35 protein-coding genes and 1 pseudogene are annotated in these 24727 nt (G+C 47.1%); 6 read left to right on the forward strand and 30 right to left on the reverse strand.

Annotation, left to right across the window (positions count from 1 at the left end; translation table 11 throughout):
- Positions 1–2 precede the first annotated feature (2 nt).
- The 8 genes and pseudogenes from GCU48_RS10540 to rpsF form a co-directional block, all read right to left on the reverse strand.
- Complete coding sequence (locus GCU48_RS10540; RefSeq protein ID WP_025716006.1) at positions 3–968, reverse strand: ABC transporter ATP-binding protein; 966 nt, start codon at positions 966–968, stop codon at positions 3–5.
- Positions 965–1949, reverse strand: a pseudogene (locus GCU48_RS10545) (ABC transporter ATP-binding protein). The gene GCU48_RS10540 and the pseudogene GCU48_RS10545 overlap by 4 nt, the downstream one beginning before the upstream one ends.
- 13 nt (positions 1950–1962) lie before the next feature.
- Complete coding sequence (gene opp4C, locus GCU48_RS10550) at positions 1963–2886, reverse strand: oligopeptide ABC transporter permease (RefSeq protein ID WP_152379977.1); 924 nt, start codon at positions 2884–2886, stop codon at positions 1963–1965.
- A gap of 11 nt (positions 2887–2897) precedes the next feature.
- Positions 2898–3860: an ABC transporter permease gene (locus GCU48_RS10555; protein ID WP_007433226.1), complete on the reverse strand. Its 963-nt coding sequence runs from the start codon at positions 3858–3860 to the stop codon at positions 2898–2900.
- Between the two features lie 68 nt (positions 3861–3928).
- Positions 3929–5671, reverse strand: coding sequence for an ABC transporter substrate-binding protein (locus GCU48_RS10560; RefSeq protein ID WP_152379978.1), 1743 nt, complete (start codon positions 5669–5671; stop codon positions 3929–3931).
- A 536-nt stretch (positions 5672–6207) separates the two neighbouring features.
- On the reverse strand, positions 6208–6480 hold the full coding sequence (gene rpsR, locus GCU48_RS10565; RefSeq protein WP_007433228.1) for a 30S ribosomal protein S18: 273 nt from the start codon (positions 6478–6480) through the stop codon (positions 6208–6210).
- Between the two features lie 21 nt (positions 6481–6501).
- Positions 6502–6993 carry a single-stranded DNA-binding protein gene (gene ssb, locus GCU48_RS10570; RefSeq protein WP_010346813.1) on the reverse strand — a complete coding sequence of 164 codons (492 nt, stop codon included), beginning with the start codon at positions 6991–6993 and terminating at the stop codon, positions 6502–6504.
- 49 nt (positions 6994–7042) lie between these two features.
- Positions 7043–7327, reverse strand: a complete 285-nt coding sequence (gene rpsF / locus GCU48_RS10575) for a 30S ribosomal protein S6 (protein WP_007433230.1) — start codon at positions 7325–7327, stop codon at positions 7043–7045.
- A 236-nt stretch (positions 7328–7563) separates the two neighbouring features.
- Here rpsF and GCU48_RS10580 point away from each other — a divergent pair, with 236 nt between their 5' ends.
- The 3 genes from GCU48_RS10580 (at position 7564) to GCU48_RS10590 (ending at position 9084) form a co-directional block, all read left to right on the forward strand.
- Positions 7564–7758 (forward strand): YjzC family protein, encoded by a 195-nt coding sequence (locus GCU48_RS10580; RefSeq protein WP_013373906.1) that lies wholly within the window; start codon positions 7564–7566, stop codon positions 7756–7758.
- A 366-nt stretch (positions 7759–8124) separates the two neighbouring features.
- A complete protein-coding gene (locus GCU48_RS10585) occupies positions 8125–8442 on the forward strand; it encodes a hypothetical protein (RefSeq protein WP_152379979.1) in 318 nt (105 codons plus the stop codon).
- 381 nt (positions 8443–8823) lie between these two features.
- Positions 8824–9084, forward strand: coding sequence for an XRE family transcriptional regulator (locus tag GCU48_RS10590; protein WP_152379980.1), 261 nt, complete (start codon positions 8824–8826; stop codon positions 9082–9084).
- Positions 9085–10233: 1149 nt separating this feature from the next.
- On the opposite strand, the gene GCU48_RS10595 is transcribed toward GCU48_RS10590, so the two are convergent.
- The 19 genes from GCU48_RS10595 to GCU48_RS10685 form a co-directional block, all read right to left on the reverse strand.
- Positions 10234–10518, reverse strand: a complete 285-nt coding sequence (locus GCU48_RS10595) for a helix-turn-helix domain-containing protein (RefSeq protein ID WP_152379981.1) — start codon at positions 10516–10518, stop codon at positions 10234–10236.
- Complete coding sequence (locus tag GCU48_RS10600; RefSeq protein WP_152379982.1) at positions 10511–10900, reverse strand: phBC6A51 family helix-turn-helix protein; 390 nt, start codon at positions 10898–10900, stop codon at positions 10511–10513. The genes GCU48_RS10595 and GCU48_RS10600 overlap by 8 nt, the downstream gene beginning before the upstream one ends.
- Positions 10901–10952: 52 nt before the next feature.
- Entirely contained in the window at positions 10953–11396 is a 444-nt protein-coding gene (locus GCU48_RS10605) for a DUF2577 domain-containing protein (protein ID WP_152379983.1), read from the reverse strand.
- 18 nt (positions 11397–11414) lie between these two features.
- Positions 11415–13493: a phage tail tape measure protein gene (locus GCU48_RS10610; protein WP_152379984.1), complete on the reverse strand. Its 2079-nt coding sequence runs from the start codon at positions 13491–13493 to the stop codon at positions 11415–11417.
- On the reverse strand, positions 13490–13834 hold the full coding sequence (locus GCU48_RS10615; protein WP_152379985.1) for a hypothetical protein: 345 nt from the start codon (positions 13832–13834) through the stop codon (positions 13490–13492). Before GCU48_RS10615 ends, GCU48_RS10610 begins: the two co-directional genes overlap by 4 nt.
- A 48-nt stretch (positions 13835–13882) precedes the next feature.
- Positions 13883–14143, reverse strand: coding sequence for a hypothetical protein (locus tag GCU48_RS10620; RefSeq protein ID WP_152379986.1), 261 nt, complete (start codon positions 14141–14143; stop codon positions 13883–13885).
- Positions 14143–15024 carry a hypothetical protein gene (locus GCU48_RS10625; protein WP_152379987.1) on the reverse strand — a complete coding sequence of 294 codons (882 nt, stop codon included), beginning with the start codon at positions 15022–15024 and terminating at the stop codon, positions 14143–14145. The genes GCU48_RS10620 and GCU48_RS10625 overlap by 1 nt, the downstream gene beginning before the upstream one ends.
- Before the next feature lie 19 nt (positions 15025–15043).
- Positions 15044–15364: a cold-shock protein gene (locus GCU48_RS10630; protein ID WP_167518677.1), complete on the reverse strand. Its 321-nt coding sequence runs from the start codon at positions 15362–15364 to the stop codon at positions 15044–15046.
- Entirely contained in the window at positions 15361–15714 is a 354-nt protein-coding gene (locus tag GCU48_RS10635) for a hypothetical protein (RefSeq protein ID WP_152379989.1), read from the reverse strand. The genes GCU48_RS10630 and GCU48_RS10635 overlap by 4 nt, the downstream gene beginning before the upstream one ends.
- 77 nt (positions 15715–15791) lie before the next feature.
- The gene (locus tag GCU48_RS10640) at positions 15792–16097 is read right to left on the reverse strand and encodes a hypothetical protein (RefSeq protein ID WP_152379990.1); all 306 of its coding nucleotides are present in this window, start codon (positions 16095–16097) and stop codon (positions 15792–15794) included.
- A gap of 12 nt (positions 16098–16109) precedes the next feature.
- Positions 16110–16334, reverse strand: a complete 225-nt coding sequence (locus GCU48_RS10645; RefSeq protein WP_167518678.1) for a helix-turn-helix domain-containing protein — start codon at positions 16332–16334, stop codon at positions 16110–16112.
- 153 nt (positions 16335–16487) lie between these two features.
- Positions 16488–16880: a hypothetical protein gene (locus GCU48_RS10650; protein ID WP_152379992.1), complete on the reverse strand. Its 393-nt coding sequence runs from the start codon at positions 16878–16880 to the stop codon at positions 16488–16490.
- A 316-nt stretch (positions 16881–17196) separates the two neighbouring features.
- On the reverse strand, positions 17197–17724 hold the full coding sequence (locus GCU48_RS10655; RefSeq protein ID WP_152379993.1) for a hypothetical protein: 528 nt from the start codon (positions 17722–17724) through the stop codon (positions 17197–17199).
- On the reverse strand, positions 17721–18107 hold the full coding sequence (locus GCU48_RS10660) for a hypothetical protein (RefSeq protein WP_152379994.1): 387 nt from the start codon (positions 18105–18107) through the stop codon (positions 17721–17723). The genes GCU48_RS10655 and GCU48_RS10660 overlap by 4 nt, the downstream gene beginning before the upstream one ends.
- A gap of 68 nt (positions 18108–18175) precedes the next feature.
- Positions 18176–18646 carry a hypothetical protein gene (locus GCU48_RS10665; RefSeq protein WP_152379995.1) on the reverse strand — a complete coding sequence of 157 codons (471 nt, stop codon included), beginning with the start codon at positions 18644–18646 and terminating at the stop codon, positions 18176–18178.
- Positions 18647–18703: 57 nt separating this feature from the next.
- The gene (locus GCU48_RS10670; protein WP_152379996.1) at positions 18704–18994 is read right to left on the reverse strand and encodes a hypothetical protein; all 291 of its coding nucleotides are present in this window, start codon (positions 18992–18994) and stop codon (positions 18704–18706) included.
- A gap of 980 nt (positions 18995–19974) precedes the next feature.
- Positions 19975–20340, reverse strand: coding sequence for a hypothetical protein (locus tag GCU48_RS10675; RefSeq protein ID WP_152379997.1), 366 nt, complete (start codon positions 20338–20340; stop codon positions 19975–19977).
- Positions 20341–20342: 2 nt separating this feature from the next.
- Positions 20343–20543 carry a hypothetical protein gene (locus GCU48_RS10680; RefSeq protein ID WP_152379998.1) on the reverse strand — a complete coding sequence of 67 codons (201 nt, stop codon included), beginning with the start codon at positions 20541–20543 and terminating at the stop codon, positions 20343–20345.
- Between the two features lie 90 nt (positions 20544–20633).
- Positions 20634–21125 (reverse strand): hypothetical protein, encoded by a 492-nt coding sequence (locus GCU48_RS10685; protein ID WP_152379999.1) that lies wholly within the window; start codon positions 21123–21125, stop codon positions 20634–20636.
- 209 nt (positions 21126–21334) lie between these two features.
- On the opposite strand from GCU48_RS10685, the gene GCU48_RS10690 reads away from it, so the two are divergent.
- The 3 genes from GCU48_RS10690 to GCU48_RS10700 all read left to right on the forward strand — a co-directional run bounded on the left by GCU48_RS10690 (position 21335) and on the right by GCU48_RS10700 (position 22648).
- A complete protein-coding gene (locus GCU48_RS10690; protein WP_152380000.1) occupies positions 21335–21592 on the forward strand; it encodes a helix-turn-helix domain-containing protein in 258 nt (85 codons plus the stop codon).
- A gap of 264 nt (positions 21593–21856) precedes the next feature.
- Entirely contained in the window at positions 21857–22378 is a 522-nt protein-coding gene (locus GCU48_RS10695) for a DUF3102 domain-containing protein (RefSeq protein ID WP_152380001.1), read from the forward strand.
- A 66-nt stretch (positions 22379–22444) separates the two neighbouring features.
- Positions 22445–22648: a YqaE/Pmp3 family membrane protein gene (locus GCU48_RS10700; protein WP_152380002.1), complete on the forward strand. Its 204-nt coding sequence runs from the start codon at positions 22445–22447 to the stop codon at positions 22646–22648.
- A gap of 148 nt (positions 22649–22796) precedes the next feature.
- Here the strand turns inward: GCU48_RS10700 and GCU48_RS10705 are convergent, their stop codons facing one another.
- The 3 genes from GCU48_RS10705 to GCU48_RS10715 all read right to left on the reverse strand — a co-directional run bounded on the left by GCU48_RS10705 (position 22797) and on the right by GCU48_RS10715 (position 24688).
- On the reverse strand, positions 22797–23048 hold the full coding sequence (locus GCU48_RS10705) for a G protein-coupled receptor family protein (RefSeq protein ID WP_152380003.1): 252 nt from the start codon (positions 23046–23048) through the stop codon (positions 22797–22799).
- A gap of 392 nt (positions 23049–23440) precedes the next feature.
- Complete coding sequence (locus tag GCU48_RS27845) at positions 23441–23572, reverse strand: putative holin-like toxin (protein ID WP_149034898.1); 132 nt, start codon at positions 23570–23572, stop codon at positions 23441–23443.
- Positions 23573–23662: 90 nt separating this feature from the next.
- Positions 23663–24688, reverse strand: a complete 1026-nt coding sequence (locus GCU48_RS10715) for a tyrosine-type recombinase/integrase (RefSeq protein WP_152380004.1) — start codon at positions 24686–24688, stop codon at positions 23663–23665.
- Positions 24689–24727: the final 39 nt, after the last annotated feature.

Genomic DNA, 24727 nt, shown 5'->3' on the forward strand with positions numbered 1-24727 from the left:
TGCTAGGCAAAATGACAGGCTACAAAATGCTGGCTACCCGCATCCCGATATACCGGAGCTTCTCTTTCACAGCGTGCTTCCGCCATAGGACAGCGCGTATGGAACTTGCAGCCAGACGGTGGATTAGCCGGAGAAGGAATGTCCCCTTTCAGTACAATTCGCTGTCTCTTGATCGTCGGATCGGGAATTGGGACCGCCGATAGCAGCGCCTTCGTATACGGATGAAGCGGATTGCGGAACAGCTCCTCCTTGGAAGCCAGCTCCACCATCGAGCCCAAATACATTACACCAATGCGGCTGCACAGATGCTCAACTACACTCAGATCATGCGAGATGAACAGATACGTCAATTGACGTTCCTGCTGCAAATCACTTAACAAGTTAATAATCTGGGCCTGAATGGACACATCCAGCGCAGATACAGGTTCGTCTGCTACAATAAAATCAGGATTTAGGATCAAAGCCCGTGCAATCCCGATCCGCTGGCGCTGACCGCCGGAGAACTCATGCGGATACCGATCATAGTGATACGAGGACAGTCCACAAATGTCCAGCGTTTCGTTAACCTTATTCCGCAACTTACCACGGTCAATCAGCCCGTGATCCAGCAATGCCTCTCCGATGGCTTCACCAACCTTAATTCGCGGGTTCAACGAGCTAAAAGGGTCCTGAAAGACGATTTGCAGCTTGGGTCGAAGCGCCCGGATGCGCTCCTTGCTTAACGTATGCAGGTCCTCTCCTTTGTATCGCACCGACCCATCTGTCTTATCCATCAGCCTGAGGATGGTCCGCCCAATCGTACTTTTTCCACAGCCTGATTCCCCTACCAGACCGAAGGACTCTCCCTTGTGAATGCTAAATGATACATCATCGACCGCTTTCACATGTCCGACAGTACGCTGAAAAATCCCCCCCGTGATCGGGAAATATTTTTTCAGCCCTTCCACCTGAATTAAAGGCTCGCTCATATTCGTTGCCCTCCTTCTTTCTCATATAACCAGCAGGCAACCTTATGACCATTCTCCTTTTCGTTCAAGGGAGGGGCCTGATCCTTGCAAATTTGCATACAATGCGCACACCGATCATGGAAATGGCAATTCTCTTCCAGCTCAATCGGATTGGGGACCTGACCGGGGATGGAGTATAGTCGATCCATTTTCTGATTAATGACAGGCTTCGCCTTTAATAGTCCTTGAGTATACGGATGCTGCGGGTTTTTGAACAGCTCAATGACAGGAGCCTCTTCAATGACGTTGCCGGCATACATGACGACCACATAATCAGCCATCTCTGCCACAACACCCAAATCGTGCGTAATCAGCATAATGGATGTCTTCAGCTTATCCTTCAAATCCCGCATCAAATCGAGAATTTGTGCCTGAATCGTCACATCCAGAGCCGTTGTCGGCTCGTCTGCAATCAGCAGCTTCGGATTACAACTTAACGCGATAGCAATCATGATCCGCTGGCGCATACCGCCACTCAATTCATGGGGATAGGAATGGAATATTTCCTCCGAGCGAGAAATGCCTACCAAGCTAATCAGCTCAATCGCTCGCGCACGTGCTTCCTTTTTACTCATTAATGTATGCATAAGCAGCGGTTCCGTAATCTGTTCTCCGATTGTTAGCACCGGATTCAGAGAAGACATCGGCTCCTGAAAAATGATCGAAATGTCATTACCGCGAATCTGCTGCATTTGGCCTTTATTAAGTGTTAAGAGGTTTTTGCCATCAAACCAGATTTCACCATCTGAAGTGTGGGGAGAATCAATCAGCTGCATCATCGTCATCGCTGTTACACTTTTACCACAGCCAGATTCCCCTACCACACAAAGCGTTTCACCCTCACGAATTTTAAAACTGACGTCATTGACCGCTTTGACAGTTCCGTTAGAGGTATGAAAAGTGGGTTTTCAGGTTACGAAATTCAATCAAAGCATTTTCCATAAACGTTCGTCTCCTACTTCTTCATTTTAGGGTCCAGTGCATCACGCAAACCGTCGCCAATCAGGTTAATAGCTACAACTGTAATGAGAATACACATTCCCGGTGGGACCCATATCCAAGGCCGTTTGCGGAAGTCGATCAGGTTATTCGCAGCCGAGATCATATTTCCCCACGAAGGTGTGGGCGGGACCACGCCAATTCCTAGGTAACTGAGCGCAGACTCTGTAATAATCGCACCCGCCACCCCCAGCGTAGCCGTAACAATAATGGTAGGAATGGTATTCGGCAGCAAATGACGGAATATTTTACGGCGATCCCTCAAGCCGAGAGCTTCTGTAGCCTGCATAAACTCCTGTTCACGCAGTGTAAGAATTTGGCCCCTGACCAGACGGGACAAACTCGTCCAGCTTAAAGCCCCGATAATGAGCATCAGAAAATAAATCCGTTTCGACGGATCGACCTTCAAATCGGATAAAACCGCACCTAAAATAATGAGCAGCGGCAACGTAGGCAATGCCATAAAAATATCAGCAACCCGCATAATTATCGTATCCACGCTTCTACGGTAAAATCCTGCCAACGCCCCTAACGTCGCACCGATTGCGACCGAAATAAACGTAGCAACCAGTCCCACCGTCAAGGAAATACGCCCCGCCAGCATTGTACGCAATAAAATATCCCGACCAAACTTATCCGTACCAAGCCAGTACTGAGCATTAGGCGATAAATTTTTGTCAGATAGCTTGTAATCATCCAAATGATAAGGTGAAACCATCGGCCCAAATATACAGATGACCACCATCAGAATCAAAATAACGAGTCCTGCCAAAGCCAGACGGTTTTGGTTAAAACGGCGCACGGCGATTCTCCATGGAGACGCTTCAGGACGGATCGCCGCCTTTTGATTGGTTTCAATCGTAACTGTTTTCGCGGACAATAGTATCCCTCCTATTTCAAGCGAATTCTTGGATCTGCCATGCCATACAATACGTCAGAAAGTAGATTGCCAATGAGCGTAAGGACTGCCAGAAAAATGGTAAATCCCAGCATAAACGGATAGTCCCGCATGCTGATTGACTCCAGGTACACCTGCCCCACCCCCGGCCACACAAACACCTTCTCCAGAATCATTGCCCCGCCAAATAAGGCCGGGAGCTCGAAGCCGAGCAGTGTGATTGCTGGAATGAGTGCGTTGCGCAAAGCGTGCTTGAAAATAACCGTCCGTTCCTTCAAGCCTTTGGCCCGTGCAGTACGGATGTAGTCCTGACGGATAACCTCCAGCATGCCTGTACGAAAATACCGGGTTAGGCTGCCTGTACTCAACATCGTAAGTACGAGTGTCGGGAGGAACATATGCTTGAGAATATCCACCATATAAGCCCATGAACCTGGCTCCATTCCTGCTGTGGTCATGCCACCAACCGGAAGAATCCCCCATTCGAGTGCAAATATTTTAATCACCAAAAGACCTATAAAGAATGAAGGCAGTGACATACATAAGAAAATGAACAACGTGACAAACTTATCGAACAACGAATATTGAAACTTGGCTGAAAATACCCCGGCAATAACCGCAATCAGCCAGCTAAAAATAAGACTGAAAAAAGCGATAATAAACGAGTTCCATACATAATTGCCGATAACCTTCGTTACCGGCTGCTTATGCTGTAATGAATCTCCCATATTTCCCTTCAGCATATTGCCAGCCCATATAAAATAGCGTTGGTACTCCGGCTTATCCAGCCCGTAGATATGTCGTAGCTGCTGCGCCTTCTCGGCGGTCATATTCGGGTTCTGCTTGGCTGTAATATAATCTCCCGGCACCATGGCTGAAATCGCAAATACGATGATGGATATGCCAATAAGTGTGGGGATGAGCTGCAGCAGTCTGCGAATAATGTACTGCTTCATAATCATTCCTCCAGACGAATAAAATGATATGCTCAGCCCGTGAGAGCTAAGCATACGATTGGCAACCCTTATTGAGCGATTTGAGCGTTATGCAAAGTGAATTCAAAATCCTTGTATGGTGAGATATCAAAGCCGGATAAACGTCCATTAATCGGCCACATATCTCTGCGTTGGTACATAAAGATAACTGGCAAATCCTTGTTCAGTTCTTGATAAAGCTGTTTGTAGATCTCCTTGCGCTTCTCTTGATTCAATTCATGCTTACCAGCTAGTGTCAACTCATCAACCTTTTTATTCGAGTAGCCGATATCATTTTGTGCACCATTCGTAATAAAAGTCGTTGAATCCGGATCAGGTGTCAATCCCCAAGCTGCAAAGAACATATCATACTTGCCTGTATCCTTTTTATCCATAATTGCGTTAAAATCCAGCGTTTCGGACGACAGCTTAATACCCAGTTCCTTATAATTGTTCGTCATAATCGGCAGCAACGCTTCTACAACGGGGTTATCAGCGGTCGCAGAGAAGTTAATAGCCAGCTTCTCTCCGTCCTTCTCACGGATACCGTCCGCGCCAACCTTCCAGCCTGCCTCATCCAGCAAAGCCTTCGCCTTAGCCATATCGAATTCATACTTATTAATGCCTTCATCCGTGTAAGACCAGGATTCTGTAGACTGTGGAATGTTAATCACATTCGCATATGGACCGTACACCCCTTGTACAATCTCCTTACGGTTCAAACTGATGGTCAGAGCTTGGCGTACTTTAGGGTCCTGAAATTTCTTTTCTTTGTGGTTAAACGCAATATATCCATAGCCATTCGTCGGCATAATATGCACATCCAGGAAGCCCAGGGACTTCAATTCCTCTACGTTATCTTCGGTAACCGTAACGTTATCCATATCTGTTTCACCCGTTTGCAGCATAGACAGATTCGTTTCTTCCGTCGTTGTTTTGAAAATAACCGATTTCACCTTCGGTGCGCCTTTGAAGTAGTTTGGATTCGCTTCGAATACGACCTGTTGCCCCGGAGAAAAGCTCTTCAACACATACTGCCCGGAGCCGAGTGGCTTATTATTAAGCGCCTTGATGCTATCCAGATTACCCTTTTTGTAGCCTTTTCCGTAATAAGCTTCTGGCATGAAATAAATCTCGGCGCCCAAAAAATCCTTTGTATAGGCTGTTGCTTCTGTAACCGTTACTTCTACCGTGTTATCATCAATGATTTTGATACCGGAGATATCATTTGCTTTACCATCGTGATATTCTTTACCGCCTTTAATTTTGAACGACAGAATGTCAGTTTCACCGTCGTAATTCGGATCATGCAGCACCTTGAGAACAAAGGCGTAATCCTTCACCGTTACCGGCGTGCCGTCGCTATACTTCACACCCGGTTTCAGATGGAATGTATATTTTAGACCATCCTGTGATACATCAACTTTGTCAGCCAAGCTATTTTCATATGTACCATCTGCTTTCACCTGCAAAAAGGAATCAAACACTGTTCTGACTACATAAAAATCGTAAGTCGTTTGCCAGAAAAGCGGGTTAAATACCCCTTTAGGTGATGTCATGCCTACCACAATATTATCTTTCCGATTGGTTGCTCCCGGTGGGTTTTGTGTCAGATCAGTCGCTTTAATGACACCCTCCGTCACTTGTGTACCTGCTTCATTACCCTCTGTTTTTTTGTCTGCATTCCCCTGCTGTGGCTGTGCCTCATTAGCACCTCCGCTGCATCCTGCAAACAGAACACCAACAATCGTAAGCACCATAAGCAAAGAAACCCATTTCTTCGTCTTTACCATCCTGTTAATCCCCCTTAGTCGGTTCTTTATTTAACAGCTTGCCTCATTCCTGCGGTGATTCATTAAAGCTTAAGGTTTGAAAATGAAGTCGTCACACCCTCCTTACTGTCACCTACGATAGCGTAAAAACGCGTTATAGACCTTTGGTCAATTTTTTGCTCACTGGCAAACATTACATTTTTATTAAGGTTTATCTTACGTGTAAAATAATATCACGTCAATATCTTTTTTTATGTAATATAAAAAGTTTAAATATCTATTTATGTAAAGTTTATGAATTTAACTTATAGGAAATGAAAAAATACATAATTCAATGTAACCTAAAATAACATTACGGAGTGCCGGAATGTTTGCTCTGGCGAGTTGGGGGAGTTGTAATTTTACAAGTGAATAAAAGATAATCTTACGTTCTATGGTTAAACATGGATTGTATTATTAGTAAGTTACAATAGATGGCACTTGTTGTCAATATAAAAAGTCATAAAAAAAGAGACATTCCCGGAATCGGGAACATCTCTTTTTTTTTCCATTCACTACTATTCAGTAGTGTAAGGAAGCAATGCGATTTGACGGGAACGTTTGATCGCGATTGTCAACATACGTTGATATTTCGCACTTGTTCCAGTCACACGACGAGGAAGAATTTTTCCACGTTCGCTGATGAATTTTTTAAGCAGGTCTGTATCTTTATAGTCAATGTGAGTAATTTTGTTCACAGTGAAGAAACATACTTTACGACGTTTGTTGCGACCACCACGACGAGCTGGTCTTTTGTTATCGTCTCCGCCTTCTCTTTGTCTGAAGCCCATTCTTTGTCAGTCCTTTCCCAATTAAAATGGTAAATCATCATCCGAAATATCGATCGGTTTTCCGTCATCGGAAAAAGGATCCTGATTGTTTCGCGAGTTATTATTCCCGCGTCCACTATTGCTGTTACCGCCCCCGAAAGGAGACTCCTCACGCATACCTCCACCGCTATTGCCGCCACCGTTGCCGCTATCGCGGTTAGATTCCAAGAAACGTACATTATCAGCTACAATTTCAGTCACGTATACACGTTTTCCTTCATTGTTCTCATAATTACGTACTTGAACACGGCCTTCAACAGCCGTCAGACGACCTTTACGAAGATAGTTAGCGCACGTTTCAGCAAGCTGACGCCAGGTTACGATCGGCAAGAAATCCGCTTCCCGTTCGCCGCCTTGACTTGTAAACGGACGGTCTACAGCCAGGGTGAACTGGGTTACTGCTACACCGGACGGTGTATAGCGCAGCTCCGGATCTTTGGTCAACCGACCGATCAGAATGACACGGTTCAACAATCCAATCCCCTCCTTTGAGCGTTGTTCATTACATAATCACGCACAATAATTAAGCTACGTCGTTCGTAATGAGATAACGAATTACTTCGTCAGAAATTTTCATGATACGCTCAAGCTCAGTAACAACAGCAGGTTCTGCTGTGAAGTTTACCAGAACGAAAGAACCATCACGGAATTTCTTGATCTCATACGCAAGACGGCGTTTAGTTACATCGTGATTCGTAATTTCGCCACCGCCGTTGGAGATGATACCTTGGAATTTGTCGACTGTCGCTTGAACAGCTTCTTGTTCAATGTCAGGACGAATAATGTACATCACTTCATATTTGCGCATTCTTTACACCTCCTTATGGACATAAGGCCCTCAATCTTAGTTGAGAGCAAGGAACGAGCCTAAACTCGCACTAAAACAGTTTACCAAATCGAGCGACTGAATGCAACCTGCAATTCAGTGCAAGCAACACAAGTCGGCTGATGCACTTCTATATCATTTCCGCATGTTTCTTTTCAGAACAGCGCACAATAACCGTTGCAGTCCAAATTTATTTATCTAAAGGAGGTACAAATTTCATGGGTGAAAAGACTGAGTTCGTACCAGGCGACAAGGTCCCCAATGACGGCGTATATATGGAGGTCGGAGAAAAAAGCTTTCATACCGAAATTCAAAACCCGCAGCAAATAACCCTGGAAAGAGGCGACTCTTTTCCGAAAACCACCAACCATAACCGCAAGTGGAAGAAAAAAACGAAAGCCCGCGTTCATTAATGTATATTTCCTCGGAATCTGGGCCATATTATGATTAGGCGGTACAACAGAGAGGTGTGGTTCCGTTGGACGACGTAGCCGGACAAACTGTTAGGAGATCCATTCAGGGCATTAGAAGCGTTAGGTTTGTGTAAAAGGACACTGTCTTTTCAACACTGGTATTGCTTGTCAGTACACCGAGTTTCATGATGTGATTGAACAGATCGTATCCTGTTAAAAATGTATCGCCTACGATGGAGGACCTTTGAGGTCCTCCCTTGTTGCATTATCGGACTTTTTGCATATACTGGTAAAATGCAGATTAATTCAGCTCCTTCTGCTAGAATATATCCAAGTACAAAGACCTACTATTACGGAGGTTTTAAGATGAGCTATTCTCGAATACTAAAATGGATATCAGGTATATTCGAATTGGTGCTTGCCGTACCGATTGTGGGAGGAGCCATTGTCATCGGGACCGGCTACTCTGCTCTGGGGTTCATGCTTGTCCTGCATGCAGTCACACTCATCCTGTCTTTACGCAATCAGGAAGCGATCTACGGCTCTGCATGGGGAATACTCACCTCTTTGCTGGCTTGGATTCCCGTCGTGGGCTGGGTTCTACATTTGATCGCAGCGATCCTTCTGATGGTCTCCGGCTCGAAAAGAACAAAACGCTATCATTATCCGCCAAACCAACTATAACCACAAGAAATACTCCTGACGGTACTGATCTCATCTTCTGTCAGGAGTATTTTTCTGAGTATAATGATCCCCCTGAGAAGAAACAACCTAACCCTTGTCTTTTACAAGAATTGAGCTGTATGTCTCCCCTTTCTTAATAAAAATAAAGCTCTTCTTCCCCTGTAAAATGGAGCAAAAGTATGTAAAACGAAAACCAATTAAACTTAATGATTACTACTCTATTAGTAGAAAATCACAAAAAAGTACTACTCGGTGAGTAGTGTGTCAATAAGATATACGAAAAAAGTTTTACGATCCAGGTAGTGTAGTGTAGGATATAATAACAAATAACTAAATTATTAATTTTGTATCCACAATATTTTCTTAAGGAGGCTCATTAACGTGAGTCAAATTCATTTTAAACTGAGTGAAACACTAGAAATGATTGGAGCTACACGTAACAAGATCGCGGTGGAGTCGAAAACAAGACCTGCTACTATTCTTGATTTAGCAAGTGGCGATACAAAAACCATTAAGCTGGAAACCTTGGTTAATATCTTAAATGCAATAAACGAAATCGCTCATAGCCACGGTTTGGAAAAAACATTTGGTATTGAAGATATCATTCAGTACGTCCCTCAAAGCACAGAAAATACGCGCTAATCCACTTGAGGATAGCGCGTATTTTCTTAATAATATGATTCTATTTTCCAAAAGGGAATACAACCCTTCTAAGTTCTTTACTTCGTAAAACACAATAGCAGAGATATGCCTTCAAAACATTTTCCATAAAATAAAAAATCTCCTACGCCCACAAGCGTAAGAGATTGGTTTAATATTCAACGAAGTTAATGGCGGAAAGAGTGGGATTCGAACCCACGCACGCCTCGCGACGCCTAACTGATTTCGAGTCACATAGTTGACGCTAGAGTTCCGTTAATCCCTCGCTGTGTCACCGTTTAGCTTGCGGTCACATAGCGGACTGATTCCGTTAACCCTACGCTGTTTGAATTAGTTTCTTCTATTATAATAGCACGCGCATATAGAGCTATCAAGAGAACACGTCTATGAACGAAGAAAAAGCGCCCACCTCCGAAGAGATGAGCGCTTAGTTTATCGTTATATTAAGCTACCCCGAGATAAAAAATAATGTCCGGATTGTTTTCGCACCAGATTCCGGGCCGTCGCGCAGGGGCCTTGGGGGTACGGCCCTCGCAGTCTCCACGCAAAAAGACGCTCATTCATCCGCTTTTGATAGCGTAAATAAGCGTTGTTTTCGATCGGACACGCGCAGCCATACGCAGCACCCGGCCACTTTTTATGCATCGTTTATTCACGTACATATTCACAAAACACATATTATGCGAATATGTCTGCGCTCGGAACCCGCGCCATTATGCGGTTGATACCGCGCTGCATAAACGTACCATATGCAATGTATATACATAATCCGTATAAACCTCGTAGCTACGCGGTTTCCCGCCCTATCTGGCTATCTACCCGCTGGTAACGTATGCAGTGAAATACGCTGGTTCTCACGTTCGTTATGCACTGCGTATGCAGCCGGAACGTATAGCGTAAATCCGCCACACCCGAAAGTTTCCGAAGCTATAAAACCGTGGAACTCCGCGCCCCCACTGGACCTCCAGCTATTAGCACGCTTTCGTATCCGAAAAATTCCGAAGGGGTCACGCGTCCGGAGGCTCGTGTAGAAAAATTCACGCTACTTGAACTTTTGTAACACGTTAACTGACGCAGCAACTCCGCACCACTACACCGCCGATCGTGCATTACGCCCGCTTCTCGTTTACTTTACGATAGACCCGTTTCGCGGAAAAACCACTCGATATCCCGCGTTGCCCGGACGCGTGCCCTTCCGCGATTCTCACGCATTAATTCGCCTGCACGTCGTTTGATCTCCCGTTTCAGTTCACGCTTAAAGTCTGGCCGTTTACGGTAACGGTAAAGCGTCATACGCGTAATACCGAGCCGACGCGCTATTTCTTCGTGGCTCGGTCGCTTAACATCGGACAGTAACGCAATAGCCTCGTAGTGAACATCACTGAGAGGTAGGCGTCGGCTCGATCGCTTATTCATCACTGGCTTGACGTACTTTCAACGCCTCGATACGAGCTTTAAGCGCCTCAATATCCGTGCCGCTCTCGCTATTAACGTTAGCTGTGACTTCGACCTTATCGGACAGCATGCCGTGGATTTGAAGTACGAGCTTCGCCATAGCTGCGTTTTTCTCCGCAATAGCGATTTCCGGAAGTATAGCGATCAACGCGGGCAGGTCGTCAACATTGTTACGGACAATCTGACGCTTCAGTTCCGCCTCGAACGCAGGATCGCGCTTCCACTGGTAGATAGCGGATGGCGTAACGTTACACTCCTCTGCTATCTCCGTAATTGGCGGGCGCTCCCCCGGCGGTAATGACAAGTATTGTATCGCGGTATAATGCTTCGCTTCTAGTTTCATATTAACGTATCCCCTTTCGTAAGTAAAAGAGCGAGCCGCAGCCCGCCCGTTATTAAATCCGCCCCAACACGATATAACGCTGCCCTTCGTTAAACGACGCAATCGCCACACGGTCGCCCGCCTTCAGCGTGTCATGAAACGTAATCTCGAACTCGCCGGACGTGAAGCACCCGAAATTAAACACGTCGCTGAACGCCTTCGAATTAACAGGCGCAGACGATTCCGTCTCCTTCGTTACGCGTGTATAGCGGCTGAGTTCGAGTGTCGTCGGCTCCACCGCTTTAACGGACACCTTTCGCGTATGTTCACGCAAATGCTCCGGTATAATTACGTCGTCCCCGTCGAGCTCGATCTTCATGTTATCGATTTGAACGCGTAGAGCTGGCGGAGGTGCGAGGATCGTCGCGTATTCGATCGCGACCTCTACGTTGTATCCGAGTTGTTTAATAACGTCAATCAACTGCGATACGCCGCCTCCGTCTATTCGTTCGATCATAAATGAATCCTCCTTTCGTTACATCGCTAATCTGCGAGCCAGCACACCGGCGAGCTTTTCAATATCCGATTCCTCACGGATCGTTGCGTTGATCGTGATGTTTACGTCACCACGACCCTCGTTTCTCCGGTATTCATCTGCCTGTCCGCGAGTCAATACGCGCTCTCCTTTATGAAGTTCAGCCTTATATCCATCGAACGGGACATTATTCAAACCGCCTGAGTGCTTCCCATCCTCTTTCCAGGCATTAAAGCGTTGTATACCTGTTGGCCCATTGTATCCCGGAGTAGCCACACCTTGGTAACTTATCTTCCCGCCTGATTTAGCCTTTTCCGCATAGGCCGCCGATCTTTCTTGTGCCGCGCTTGCTGCTTGTGCAAACTCTGACGCTCCTATACCTACGACAGCTCCGCCAGCGCCTCCGATTACAGCTCCCCAAGGTCCGAACCGAGACCCGAGGTTTGCACCGGCCCCACCGAGAAGAAGCGAACTAGCTACCGGATTATTCCCGATTTCCTTAAGAACTCCGGTTACTACAGCCGCACCTATATCAACTCCGACCTTTGTTGCAGCTTGGAGTAAAGGACCGGAAGCTTTGAGTGCTTTACCGATCGTATTACCAATTTTACGACCTGTTTCCTCAAACGCCGCACTACCTCCGTTATCCCACCATTTGTTGAATGTAGCCATCACATCGTCAAAGATAAAAGCAATCTTACTTTGGATGTCGGGAAGCCGGTTGAATGCGGGGTTGTTGATAAAGTGCGACTTGAGGTAATTTTTGGCGGTATTGACCGTACGCTCTACCGCCGCGGTAATCTGCGGAGTATACTTAACGACGAAATCCGAAGCAGCTTGTGCGAGCTTCTTAAGGATCGGCATCGTCGGAAGCAATGCGGATATCTGCAACGTTTCGATTGCGCCCTGGAATTGTTCGACCGCACCCGCTGCGTTGTCCATCTTCTTCGTTGCGACTTGCAGCGCGGTTACGTTCGCCATCTCTTGTTGGAACTTCTTAACGCCGGCCGCGCCCTCTTTAAAGAGGATGTTACCTGCGCGTATCGCATCAGACCCGAATATTTGATGCAAGTAGTAATGACGCTGTTCGTTCGTGAGCTTCCCGAATCGGTTCTTTAACAAGTCCGCTACTTGCGCTAGGTCTTTAATCTGGCCTTTATTATCGTAGAAAGCGGAATGAATCAGGTTGCTCGCTGTCAGGAATTTCTTCGTCTCCTTTGCCGCCTTAGACGTACCCACCTTGAGTCCCGTCTGCGCTGCGACATACTTCTCAATGTCCTTCGTAACCGCTTGTACGGAGGTTCCAGTTGACTTAATGCCCTTCTTGCTCATAAAAGCGAGTGCGTCCGTAGTATTTACGGTCAAGAGGTTGAAGTCTTCGAACATACCGTACGCCTTGTCCGTTGCTGGAACCAAGTTGGACAGGAACGTCTTCAGCGACGTACCTGCGTCCGCACCTTTCAGCATATTGTTCGCGAATAGGCCTAACGCTGTATTCGTATCCTTAAACGACATCCCTACGCCGTCAGCCACCGAGCCAACCGCAGCCAGTGAGTAGCGTAAATCATGAACGTCCGTAGCTGACGCGTTCGCAGTCCCGGCGAGGATATCCGCAGCTTGTGCCGCCTGTAGTCCGTCCTTTTTGAAGCCGTTAAGTGAGTTCGACATGATTTCCGCAGATTCCGCTAGACCGAGACCGCCAGCCGTCGCGAGGTTCAGCGCTGCGTTAAGACCGCCCGCTTGGACCTGTGCAGTGGACATACCCGCCTTTAAAAGCTCCTCGATCCCTTGTGCGGCTTCAAGCGCAGAGTATTTCGTTAGAGCTCCTTGTTGAAGCGCGAGCTGCTGCATAGCTTTCGTCTGCTCATCGGTCGCGCCCGTTAACGCTTGAATCGTAGACATTTGGCTTTCAAAATCCATTGCTTTTTTCAAAGAATCCCCGGCAATTGCGACCCCAGATACAGCCGTACCTAATCCCGCAGCCACGGCTCCAAACTTCATCATGCCGCCCATTGCCCTACTAAGCTTGCTAGATAGATCGTCCTTGAGGCGTAAATGCCCGATTAAATCGAAGCTCAATTACGGATCACCCACTCCCGATAACGGTCGATCGCACGCAGCAACTTACGCAGCGCATCGTGTACAGTTAACGTTTGACGCATTGCATTTCGACCGCGATCCACAGCGTTATCCGCTTTCTCAAGCGCATCCGAAAGCCTACGCATTCGGTATCCAACGGTCTTAATCGAGTGAACCCCGGAAGCCTCAAATTGCGCGGCTGTCTCCGTCCACGTTGCGTGCTGCTCCGCGTGGTTTGTTCGGAATCCGTAGTTACCCGGCCGAGTATACGTGATGATCTCCGCGAGTAAGTTCGCAATTGGAACTACACGCTCAAAAGCTGCCGTGATATTATCCGACATGTTACTCCCCCTATCGTTGTTGCGCCGCCTTCGCTTCCTTCGGCCAACTTATAAGTACCAACTGCCAATAGCTTTCGGCTTCACTGGCTCTACTGGTGCAAATAAATAACCACTCCTAGTCCTAAGTGTTTCAATCGCGTCATCTACTCCCCACACCTTGCCGTTATCGTCAATGGATACGCCGGACAAGTCCACCAGTGTGTACGCGGCGTCGAGTGCATCCGGAAGCACGCCAGCATTTCTTGACGCGACCAGAAACTCCGCCCGGACAAGGCGTTTATTTGCGGTCTCTAAAACACCATCGCTCATTACTCCGCCGCCTTTCCTGCCCCAACGCTTAACGTCGAATTCTCGTCGTCTTTATAAATCCAAGCCAAGTCTTCCTCAGTTTGGCGAATACGGTCCCCCTCTTCGTCCACAAACGGCTTTGGCGTGTATTCTGGATGTTTAACAAAAAACGAATCCGTATCGTTGATATAGCGCGCATAATCCGCCCCGAATGTTTCTTCTGCCGCGCTGTTTACGATAACGCTACGGTGAATGCGTGAATCCTCAACGAGCATTTGCGCAATCTCAAGGACTTCGCTGGCCCCGCGAAAATCCTCGCTTTGAAACGGCCTCATCAAACCGTCGTACATCTCGCCGAGTTCTCTACGGACGGAAGTCGTTACCGCGGCAGCGCCAGTGCCTTTTTGGGAGTTACCGTCCCCTGGAGTAGCGAGGACCTTCGTTGTGAGCTCCGCAAAGTCGTCCCGGACAAGCTTCGCAAGGTACGGGTCATCCAACTTTTCGATGAAGCCGCGCAGCTTATCAAACGCCGACTTCTGCGACGTGGCGAACATTAATTCCGTTTTCAGTGACCGGAAAGCGTCCTCAAATCGGCCGAGTTTCGTCGCATCCGGCTTTCTCGGCGGCGTGTAAATCACCTTTTCGGCTTCCTGGATTGTCTTTTTGATGTTCGCGACGTACTTTTGTCTCATCGTGTGTGTTTTTTGCAAGAATTCAATCGCATGCTTTTGTTTAGCTTCGGCTTTGACCTCCTGCTTGCCCTCTTCGGTGAGGCGGCGGTCCGATTCTATCTGTGAAAGTTCAGCGGAGAGCTTCCTTTTATATTCCAGCATCATACCAGTTGAGGATTGTTCAATTTCGCGTGCTCTCTGTAAACTTGCCTTTGCTTTTGCGTAACTCATTTTCATTTCCCCTTTTAGTTTAGTTTGCTTGTACGTCCTTCGCCGCAGGCTTGCCGCCTCTGCCCTCCGTCAAAACGTAACTCACGCGCAAGCCGACCGGCACCTCCGCCGTGTCAAATGATTCGCAGTCGGATAGATGGAAGAATACGCGGCTATCACCGGACGAAATGAACCCGTAGCCCCGATCGCTAAAGTACGAGACTACGCCGGATTTACGCTTTACCCTCGCCGGTTCAACCGACTCCCTCCGACTGATACCGAGTGACGGGCCGATGCTGGTGATCTCATCGCCGGTACCGATGCCGCCTGTCCACGTTTTTGAATTGATGAATTTACTCACGCTGATTCCTCCTCTTGTTCTTCCTCCGTCGCGTTTGACCATGATATCTTTGTACTCTGCTTTCCCGTCAGCCGATTTTGTACAAGCTTGCGACCATATCCGCTCCCTCGTTTGGTAAGGTGATAATGGCCGAGTACATTGCAGTGATAGTCAACAATGTCTGCTCCAAGGCACCGATGAACTATGCGTGTCACATGCTCAAAGTTAGACCAAGCAACGTCAATAAGCGGATAAGCTTCGTAAGTTACGTTATGGCGGTCTATGACGCTACCGTCCTCCGCGACCAATATGACGAGTGTTTTCGTGACGTCTCCAGAAACGTAAACCTGTTGATACACCGAAATCTTCATCCGACCAACTCCTTTTGTATTTTTAGGCACGGCAAATAGCCGGCCGACGGAAATCGCCCGGTAGATTACCGTAAAATCTATTCGGATTTCATTATTTCTTGGAGTCGGTAGAGAATAGCGTATCTTACCTCTGCTTTCTTGACTCCGTAGTTTTTCGTTGGAGACTCAGCCTTGCACACTTCAATTGCGAACTTCTCAACCAACCGATACACGCTCTCATCACTCAAGCTCTCAAGTTGCTTTTTGGTTACGCGTTTACTGACGTACTCATCCATACCATCAAACAAGAACTGTTTTTCCAGTGTGTCAATATTAGGCGGCCGGAATGTTAACGGCCTTTTTGCTCCATACTCGACCGAAAACGCCTCTAACTCTGTTTGCACGTTATCGCCTCCTCACTGGTTAAGCCGACGAACGGTACTCACTAATTCAACGATTTGCTCGTCTGTATAGGGAATGGCTGCACGGATTCTTTGCGCAACATGAGGTAGCAAAGGACGTTCGTCCCGCTCAATAGCGCCGAGTAAGGGTACTGATACACTCGCCTCTTTCGCGAGTTTTCCCTGCGACATCCCCAAGTTGATACGGCAAGTACGTATGATTTCTGGCGTTAGCTGCACTTCATATTCCTCCTTTTGTGGTGGTGTCTTGTTCATACATAGTTATAAATAAAGACCGATCATGCCGCCAAGCACCCGGCACAATTACGGTCTTATCTCCTCATATATACATGGGAAACCAGCGCTCAAAATATCAGGTATATTATGTAACATTCACAAATTTGTCACATCTTCTCTTGGAAGGTATATCTGCCCCGTTAAATCAACCTGACCGCCGCCCTCGATGAACGCTTCTAGTGATATCTCGCGTTTCTTCCGCTGCTGCTCGCGGTAAAACTCCGCGTCAGCATTCTTTACCGGATGAGATGCGGTGCGCTCGGTAACCATATCCGCTTTTATAATGAAGTCCGCTAAGATTTCGAGGATTGAAAACCGCGACAAGTAGTTTTTACGCCTTGTCATCGGATGCCTGTACGTCTGTGCTGCGAGCTTCTTACGTGACCATCCGGCCGCTAGGAGCGTGGATGTGACGACGTCGGCGATCATAACGCGTAACTCATCATCCTCTATCCGGTAGTGTGCGTCCCAAAATGTGGTGATGTTCAAACGCGAACCCCCTCCTATATGGAAACTTAATATTTTGATGTCCACGTATCTGTTGTTCTTCCTTGGTAGAAGTTTTCACGCAAAAATCTATATGTGACTACCCTAATGCGCGTATGATACATCGTTAGGAATGAGCGTAAGCGAATGACGACGCGTGAGGGATAGTGGTCTTCTATCCCGAAACAGGTTTGGCTCGGTATTATTTGTTTCTCTTTTACGTATTTCTCTTTTACACCTTTCTCTTTTTACCGTGTGACCTGATCGTACTAGGCGTGATACGATCTGACCGTACTTACCGTAGTGTGATCTGATCGTACTAAGCGGAGTGGCGGGCGTTTCGACGTGTTACCGAACTATACACATTCAAGTCCGGCTCAATTACCGTTCCTTCCTCGTCAACGATGTATCCGTCATCAGTGATACGCGGACAATACGACGGAAAATACCACTTAAAACGCCGTGTACCCTCGTATCGGGTGGCTGTACGAATGATTCCATTGGTCTCCAGAATATCCGCAAGCAATTTGATGCGTGATCGGTCAATCCTAAGCGTAGACATCAAGGTCTCATACGATATAAAGCACGCCCCGAATCTGTCGTTAAGCGTTCCGTCGCTACAGAGATGGTTTCCATCAATATACGATTGCAATGTAAAGTAGAAGGCCACGATATCCCTAATTTCCGGTTTACGTTTCCTACCTGCGTAAACGGTATCGAGCATTTCATTAATAATCCGCGGAAATACCTTGCGTACGAGGTCCCGATTGTAAACCTCAAACCCACGAGGGTCATCTAAAAGTGATACCTTATCGTTGGGCAGCGGCTCACGATTTCTTTCGGTCATTTCGTCATCTCCTCTATGCCGTATTTTTCGCGGAACTTCGCATACGTCAGCGGCTCGAGCGGTTCATAAAACAGCTTGTTCGGAATGCGATCGGACTTTGTGACGTTGAGCAAACCGTAACGGCAGAGTATAGCCGTGTGCTGGCGTATTTTGTACGGGGATAGCCCCGCTTGCGCCTCTATTTCGCGTTGATTGAGCCACGTTTTACCGTACAATCGGTGGCTCGGCTTGTTTTGGCACCAGGAACGCAAATAGCCGTAAAAGCCCGCCGATTCCACGGTAAAACCTTCGAGTTTCGGATACAGCCGGAACAGTATGACCGGAATCTTGACGAACCAATTGTCGTGTTCGTAAGGCCGTAATTTCCCCGTGTAGATCGTCATAAAGCGTCCTCCCTCGTAAGATAATTGAGCGGCAGCCCACAACGGAGCCGCCGCGTTGTAACAATACTTTAGCCGACTGCGTTTACACGCTTACGTACGCAGTCCTTGCAATCAGGTCGTCTTCCTGCCCGCCCTGTTTTATGTGCGTAAAACTCGTCAATAGGTTTGACTTGGCCGCATTTTGTGCACCCCTTTGCAAGCGGGGCGGAATAGTCATCAGTCCATATGACTCCATAATCGTCGATAGTTGAATTATCACGCGCAAGCCAGGATGCGTACGTAGCACGTTGAGCGTCCCAACGAGCCCGTTTTCGTTCATCAACCCCTTTTTGATGGGCAATAAGTAGCGCGTCAATAAGTTGTGCGGCTCCTTTTTCGTCATAAACGTCAACCGCGATCTTTCCATTCAGTAGAGGGCGGATTCTCGCGGATGCGTCTGGAAACTTAGAAGTAATCTGATTAACTAAGAAACGCCCTTCCTCGTTGTTCCTAATGTAGATTGTACTTTTTCCGTATTTTCGTTGGCTGATTGTGAACATAATAAAATCGCTCCTTTTAGTTTGGTTTATATAAGAGATAGGTTAACTTGCCGTCATCTAACTTGAGACGACGTACAGGTCCCTCCGTTGTTGGTCTTCCGCCTCATACGCTGTGTATACCGCTTCCTCATAGTCACCGTACTTCCGGAGGAGTTCGGTAACCAAACGTATTCCTTCCGGCGTGTTCCGAATATCAATAGCAATTTTGCCGGAACGTAGTGGACGTATCGACACGCCTGCGTTTCTGCTTTGAGATAAGATATCAGACAGGACGGTATCGCTTGCGTAACCTGTATAGATATACACCGTTGTTTTTCCGTTTTTGCGTTGTTTGATGTTCATAAACATATAAAATCGCTCCCTTTTCGTTTGGTATTATGAGATGCGGTTTCCCGCGGTCTACCTAGTTAACCGAATGCGCGGCGTCGTTATGCACACAAGAATATAGAAAGTCCGCACGCGCTTCGCACATCGTCTTACACTAACTTGATGCCGGCCACGCGCGTTTCGCACATCGTCGCATTATTTTCTCCGCCTTATACTTATACCGACGACGCTTTTCACGTTTTCGCACACTTCTACGTGATATTTTTCTGTCTCTCATTTACTTCAACGGATGAGAAATGCGTCTCGCACACTTTTACGAAAATTCTCCGCCGTACACCTACTTCAACACCGCTCATCCGCTCGTGACGCACTTTTACGGAATTTTATTTAGTCCGTCATAGATAACACACCTGTCGATGGCCGTTTCGCACATCGGATACAGTTTTTATCTACAGCGAATTTTGATTCCGCACAGATTCACGTGAAATTTTTTCCTCGTAATATATATAAGGACACGAAATCACCAGAGCTGGACCGGTCGCACACGTAAGTTGTGTCCAATTCGTGAACAAACAACTTTTTCCGCAATAAAATGGAACCTACGTTCTCGTCCTACGTATTAATCTGATATAACAAGCAGACGACCGGTGCCTGAACCGGATTGACCGGCCGGTCGTCTAATCTATGTGAACTACGCCTGCCTGACGGATATTGCCGTATCCGGACGTAGGAATTATTGAAGTCGGCCAGCCTACCGAGACGTTGGCGCGTCTTACGTAGACCGACCGGAGAACCACCGAGTAGTTGGCACCACTCAGCATTAAAGCATCGACCTGTTAGCGCAGGCCGAATGTCCGCATAGCGATCCGCTTACGTGCGGTACGGACGAGACCGTCAATGTTGGCGCAAAGGCGGTTTGATACTACGTCGCGTCTCCTCCCCATATTGGGTTCGGAACGTTTGGCGCCATTCTGGACACCGTTAGTTCATCGGAAGGCGCGTCATCCCTTTTTCTTAACGAGATTCAATTCGATATCGCCGCGGTCTTCGAGCCAAAGGAGTTCGTCGACCAAAAACGTTAACCCGTTCATGGCGCGGATATGATTGAGGACTTCCGTAACTACTTCCAACAAATCGCGATGAACGTTCTTCCCGAGTTGAAGCCCGCCGGAGTCTCCGTCGATAAATAAGTGCGTGTGTTCCGGGTGCTCGACCTTGCGGACGTGACGAAGCCATAGGGCTCCATCCTCAAGGTGGAAAAAGTAGTGATCGGCGTACAAAACGCCCTCTACGACTTCATACATATGCGGCATGTCGTAGGGTCCGTAGACCAGCGCCGCCCGTTCTAATTCGGTTGACTCACCCATACTCAAACGCCTCCATTCGGAAATACGTTGTTAAATGCTGAATTTAGCTCTTTTAACCTCTGGATACGCTCTGCATCGGTGAAGTGTGAACTCTCCAATACGTCACCTACCGCAAGTGTGTAAAAGCGGGACGCGATCATCAACGCCTCGCCGTAGGTCTCCGATCCGAGTCGGTAATCCGTAAATATTTCCAAGTACGTCATGTAAGCACCTCTCGCGTGATCAATACGACCGCGTAGATGAATTTAAGTACAGCGACGATACGTTTACGAGCCTTTCGTGAAAATACGATGTTACGCGTAGTTAATGAATAGCTTCTTACTGGGTTCAACCCTGACGCCTCCCTTCCCGACGATGAATCCGAGTTCTTTCATGACGTCCATTGACAGCGTTAAACTACCGAGCGGCGACCGCCGATTGACTCCGGTTATCTTCCAGAATGCGCGCGGCTGTATAACGAGTTCCTGACGCGTACCGACGTATCGAAGTATGTAGTTGCCCGTGATCGGATCGAGTACGTAGCGAACTTGAGCCGGAGTAACTAGCGGGCGTACAACACGGAAGACTTCGCGCTTCATTTCTGCGTCTAATTCAAAGCCGAGTTCAACGAGTTGTGCCGGAGTTGTTTCGACTGTATCACCGTAGAGAAACGGATTAGCTTGCGGTATAATAGTGAAGAACAATTCCGATGTAACGCGGAGTTCTTGACGTTTGCGGCCGCTTCCGACCGTGATGATGACGTTACTTTCGCGACGATTACGGATGAAACCTAACGTGATTGACATATGATTCGCCTCCAAGCGGGATTATAGGATGAATTGCGTTGATGCTTCGGAACAGTACGTTGTTGCTCGGATAAAGATGAAACTTTCTTATACTATTATTCGTATATTCGCTTTTCTGTTTTCGAGTATATACGGCTTTTAGTATAGAGTCAACACTTAATTTACGAATATTCGTATATCCGATAATGAAATTTGAGGAAGAGGTAAATATGAGAACTATCCGCTTGAGATTAAATGAGGTCATGGCCCAACGGGGGTTAACACAAACACAGCTCGCAGAATTATCCGGCGTCCGCCAAGCTGCTATTTCCGAAATGTCACGTAACATTCGCGAACAAATAAATATTAAAACACTTGTGAAAATTGCGGATGCCCTTGAAATCAACGATATTTCTGAATTACTATCTCTTGAATACATACCTCAAGGTGCCAAAGAAAGTACCGAGCCGAAAAAAGAAGACCGTTAATCTAGCGGTCTTTTTGCGTTAAATTAGCGTCTTCCCCTCGTCCCCATCCCTACACCTTAACGTAGGCTTAGACGGGCTATTTTACGGTGATTTTACGGTGAAACGACGCGACATACTCTGCGTTTAACGCAGGGAAATACCCAAGGTGGGTCGTCCGAACATGTACGTCTTGCATATTAATAGGTTTATTTATTCACTTTAGTGAAATGAAGTAGGGATGAGGTGAATACTATTCACGTCACTGGCTCGAAAGGAGGAATCAACGTGAGTGAAGTCGCGACTCTATCATCCGACTTACCTACACTAACTGCGGAAATCAACGCATACAAGCGCGTCGCAGGCGAAGCTATCTTCGAAATTGGACGGAGATTAAAGCACGTAAAGGAGAATGATTTAGTACACGGTCAGTGGTCACGTTGGTGCGCTGAAGAGATTAGGATGACACGTCAACAGGCTGACAAATTCATCGTAGTATTCGACGAGCTGGGGACAGATGACAATCCGAATTGTCAAATAGGAGTGACCAGGTTATACGAGATAGCGCTGTTGTCACCGGAAGAGAGGACACGTGGGCATACGCTGAAATCCGGCGCGGTAAAGACCGTCGACGAAATGACCGTGCGAGAACTACGCGAAGTAAAGGCCGCCCTGAAGGTCGAGCGTGAGGCGCGAGAGGAAGCAGAGGCGCGTGCGGAGAAGGCGGAGGGTGATTACGACCTTATGTGCGATACGCTCGAAGCTGTGCGTGCGCAACCTCCGAGGGTAAAATTCCCAGTTTTTTCGTAGCATAATTCCCCTCTATCTGATAAAATTGTGCTCAAATTAAATAAACGTAAAAAGGGGTTACATCTGATGCGATACCTTCTTGCTATTCTGATTCCACCGCTGGCGGTTCTACTTTGTGGTAAACCCGGCCAGGCTATTTTGAATTTTATACTGTGTATATTTTTCTTCGTGCCTGGTGTCATTCACGCACTGGTCGTTGTAAACAGCCACAAAGCTGACTTGCGAAACGAAGAACTTATCCGCGCAATACAGCGCGGGCAGAACCGATAAACAACGAAAAAGCCCGCAATCCTCTACGTTGAGGACACGGGCTTTTAACGTAAAATTAGGCGTTTATGGCGCTACCCTTAAGTGGGTATTCAGAGCGGAGTTAGGGCGCTGATTTGCGGTGAAAATACGGTATATGTACTGTCTTTTATCAATGCATAGGTGCAATAATTCCGATCAACGTACCAATCAATCCGCACGCGACCGCTAAAGACATGATCGCGACACCTTGGACGTCCTTGCCGGACTTTTTCGTCAGATATCCGAACACAACGCCGGCGGCTCCGACAAGCAACGGGAAGAATACCAGTGATACGACAACGCAAAGCCACCCGAGTACTGGATATACGTTAGGCTGCGTTTTCTTTCGTTCAAATCGCTCCTCGAACTTATCGGTCTCCAATCGTACTCCCCCTCCGTTAATTCACTTTTACCTAAATAATACCATTTCATCCCGCTACTGTCACCACTGTTTAAACGAAAAATAGCGGACCCACCCGCAGGCAAGTCCGCTTATATCCGTTATTACTCCGTCATATTTTCCGCCTTCTTCTCCGTTTTCGGCCCAGCCCCACTGAACGTACTGTACACGCCAGTCCCGATTAACGCGTACGAAACGATGTCGACTCCGCACTTTCTAACTATCTAATCAATTAGTTAATGACAATTGGGATGAGATTGTGTAAACTAAAAATGTAACGTGTTACAAAAAGAAAGAAGCCGTAATTGCAAGACGCACGGCTCCCAATAATATATTTTTCTGTAGAAATAGCCTATCTCTTGCCGGGGACTAGGCTATTTTCTTTTTTGCACCTTGTTTTCTTCTCGTTTCTGCTTAAACGTAAGTATAGAGATAACGACGGCCAGTAATGTCAAAACAAACATTCCAAAATTAATCATTAACGACATAGACTCGAAAACACTCATTCATAGTTCCTCCATGCCGTGCGTCTTGCTTATATAATTATACAACATACTTCCGCTAAACCACAGTATTCTCTCAACTATAAATTCCGCTCATTTCCGAAGCCTTGACAACGGAGAATGTTTCCGGTGCTCATCCACTAAACTCCCCTCACTAATCTGTACATACTTCCGCGTTGTTGCAATATCCGCGTGCCCCATTAACTTCTGTAGATGAAATATCGACATCCCGTTCTCAGCCGCCATAGTAGCGAAATTATGCCTTAACACGTGCGGCGACATCGACCGTTCTAGTTTCGCCTTCTCCGCGTATTTATCGAACGATTTCTGTATCGTCTTTTCACTTAGTTGCTGTCCGTAATTGGTTGTGAATAAGTATGGCGTGTCAAAATGCTCCGCTGTCTCTGTGGATAACTGTTTTAGAAGCCGAATTGTAGTTGTGGATAACGGTAAAATACGCGATTTACGGTTCTTATTCTTCACCGCAGGCAGCACGATTTGTTTCTTCACGTAGTCAACCTCGGACTTTTCTAACGCGCACACTTCCCCGAGACGCATTCCGCAATCCAATATCAGTGTCATTATTATATAATCACGCCATTGCGCCCATTGTCGTTGATCGGGAGCCTTCATAAAGCGCCGCAGCTCGTCTTCTGTTAACGGCATAACTGTATCGACGTCTTGGCGCATTAGAGACAAGTTTGCGACCGGATTACGGTTTATAACGTCCTCATCGTATAACACATTAAAGAACGTCTTCAGCACGCGTATACGCACGTTCACAGACGCCGGAGAAAGCCCCTTACGCTCTTTATCGTAGTCCGCCTTGAACGGATGGCCCGCGTAGAACTCCTTGTCATTAGCGCACCACAAGACGTATTCGCGCAGCATCGCCGCCGTCACGCCATCAATCGAAATATCTCCGTACCTCTCTGCGACCCATTCGTTGAAATAGCCCATGTTCTGTATGTAGCCCTCGATCGTCCGTTCCTTTAAGTTATTAGCGCGTTTCACTTGAACAACGAAGTCCAGCGCCTCCTCCAGCGAATATGTCGGTAATCCTACGTCTACAGTCGACTTACGTGCGCTGATTGTCTTGCGGCCCATACGTTTATCCATAATAAAAAACCTCCTACGCGTGGTTAGCGTAAGAGGTTA

This window comes from Paenibacillus brasilensis (assembly GCF_009363115.1).
Lineage (GTDB): Bacteria > Bacillota > Bacilli > Paenibacillales > Paenibacillaceae > Paenibacillus > Paenibacillus brasilensis.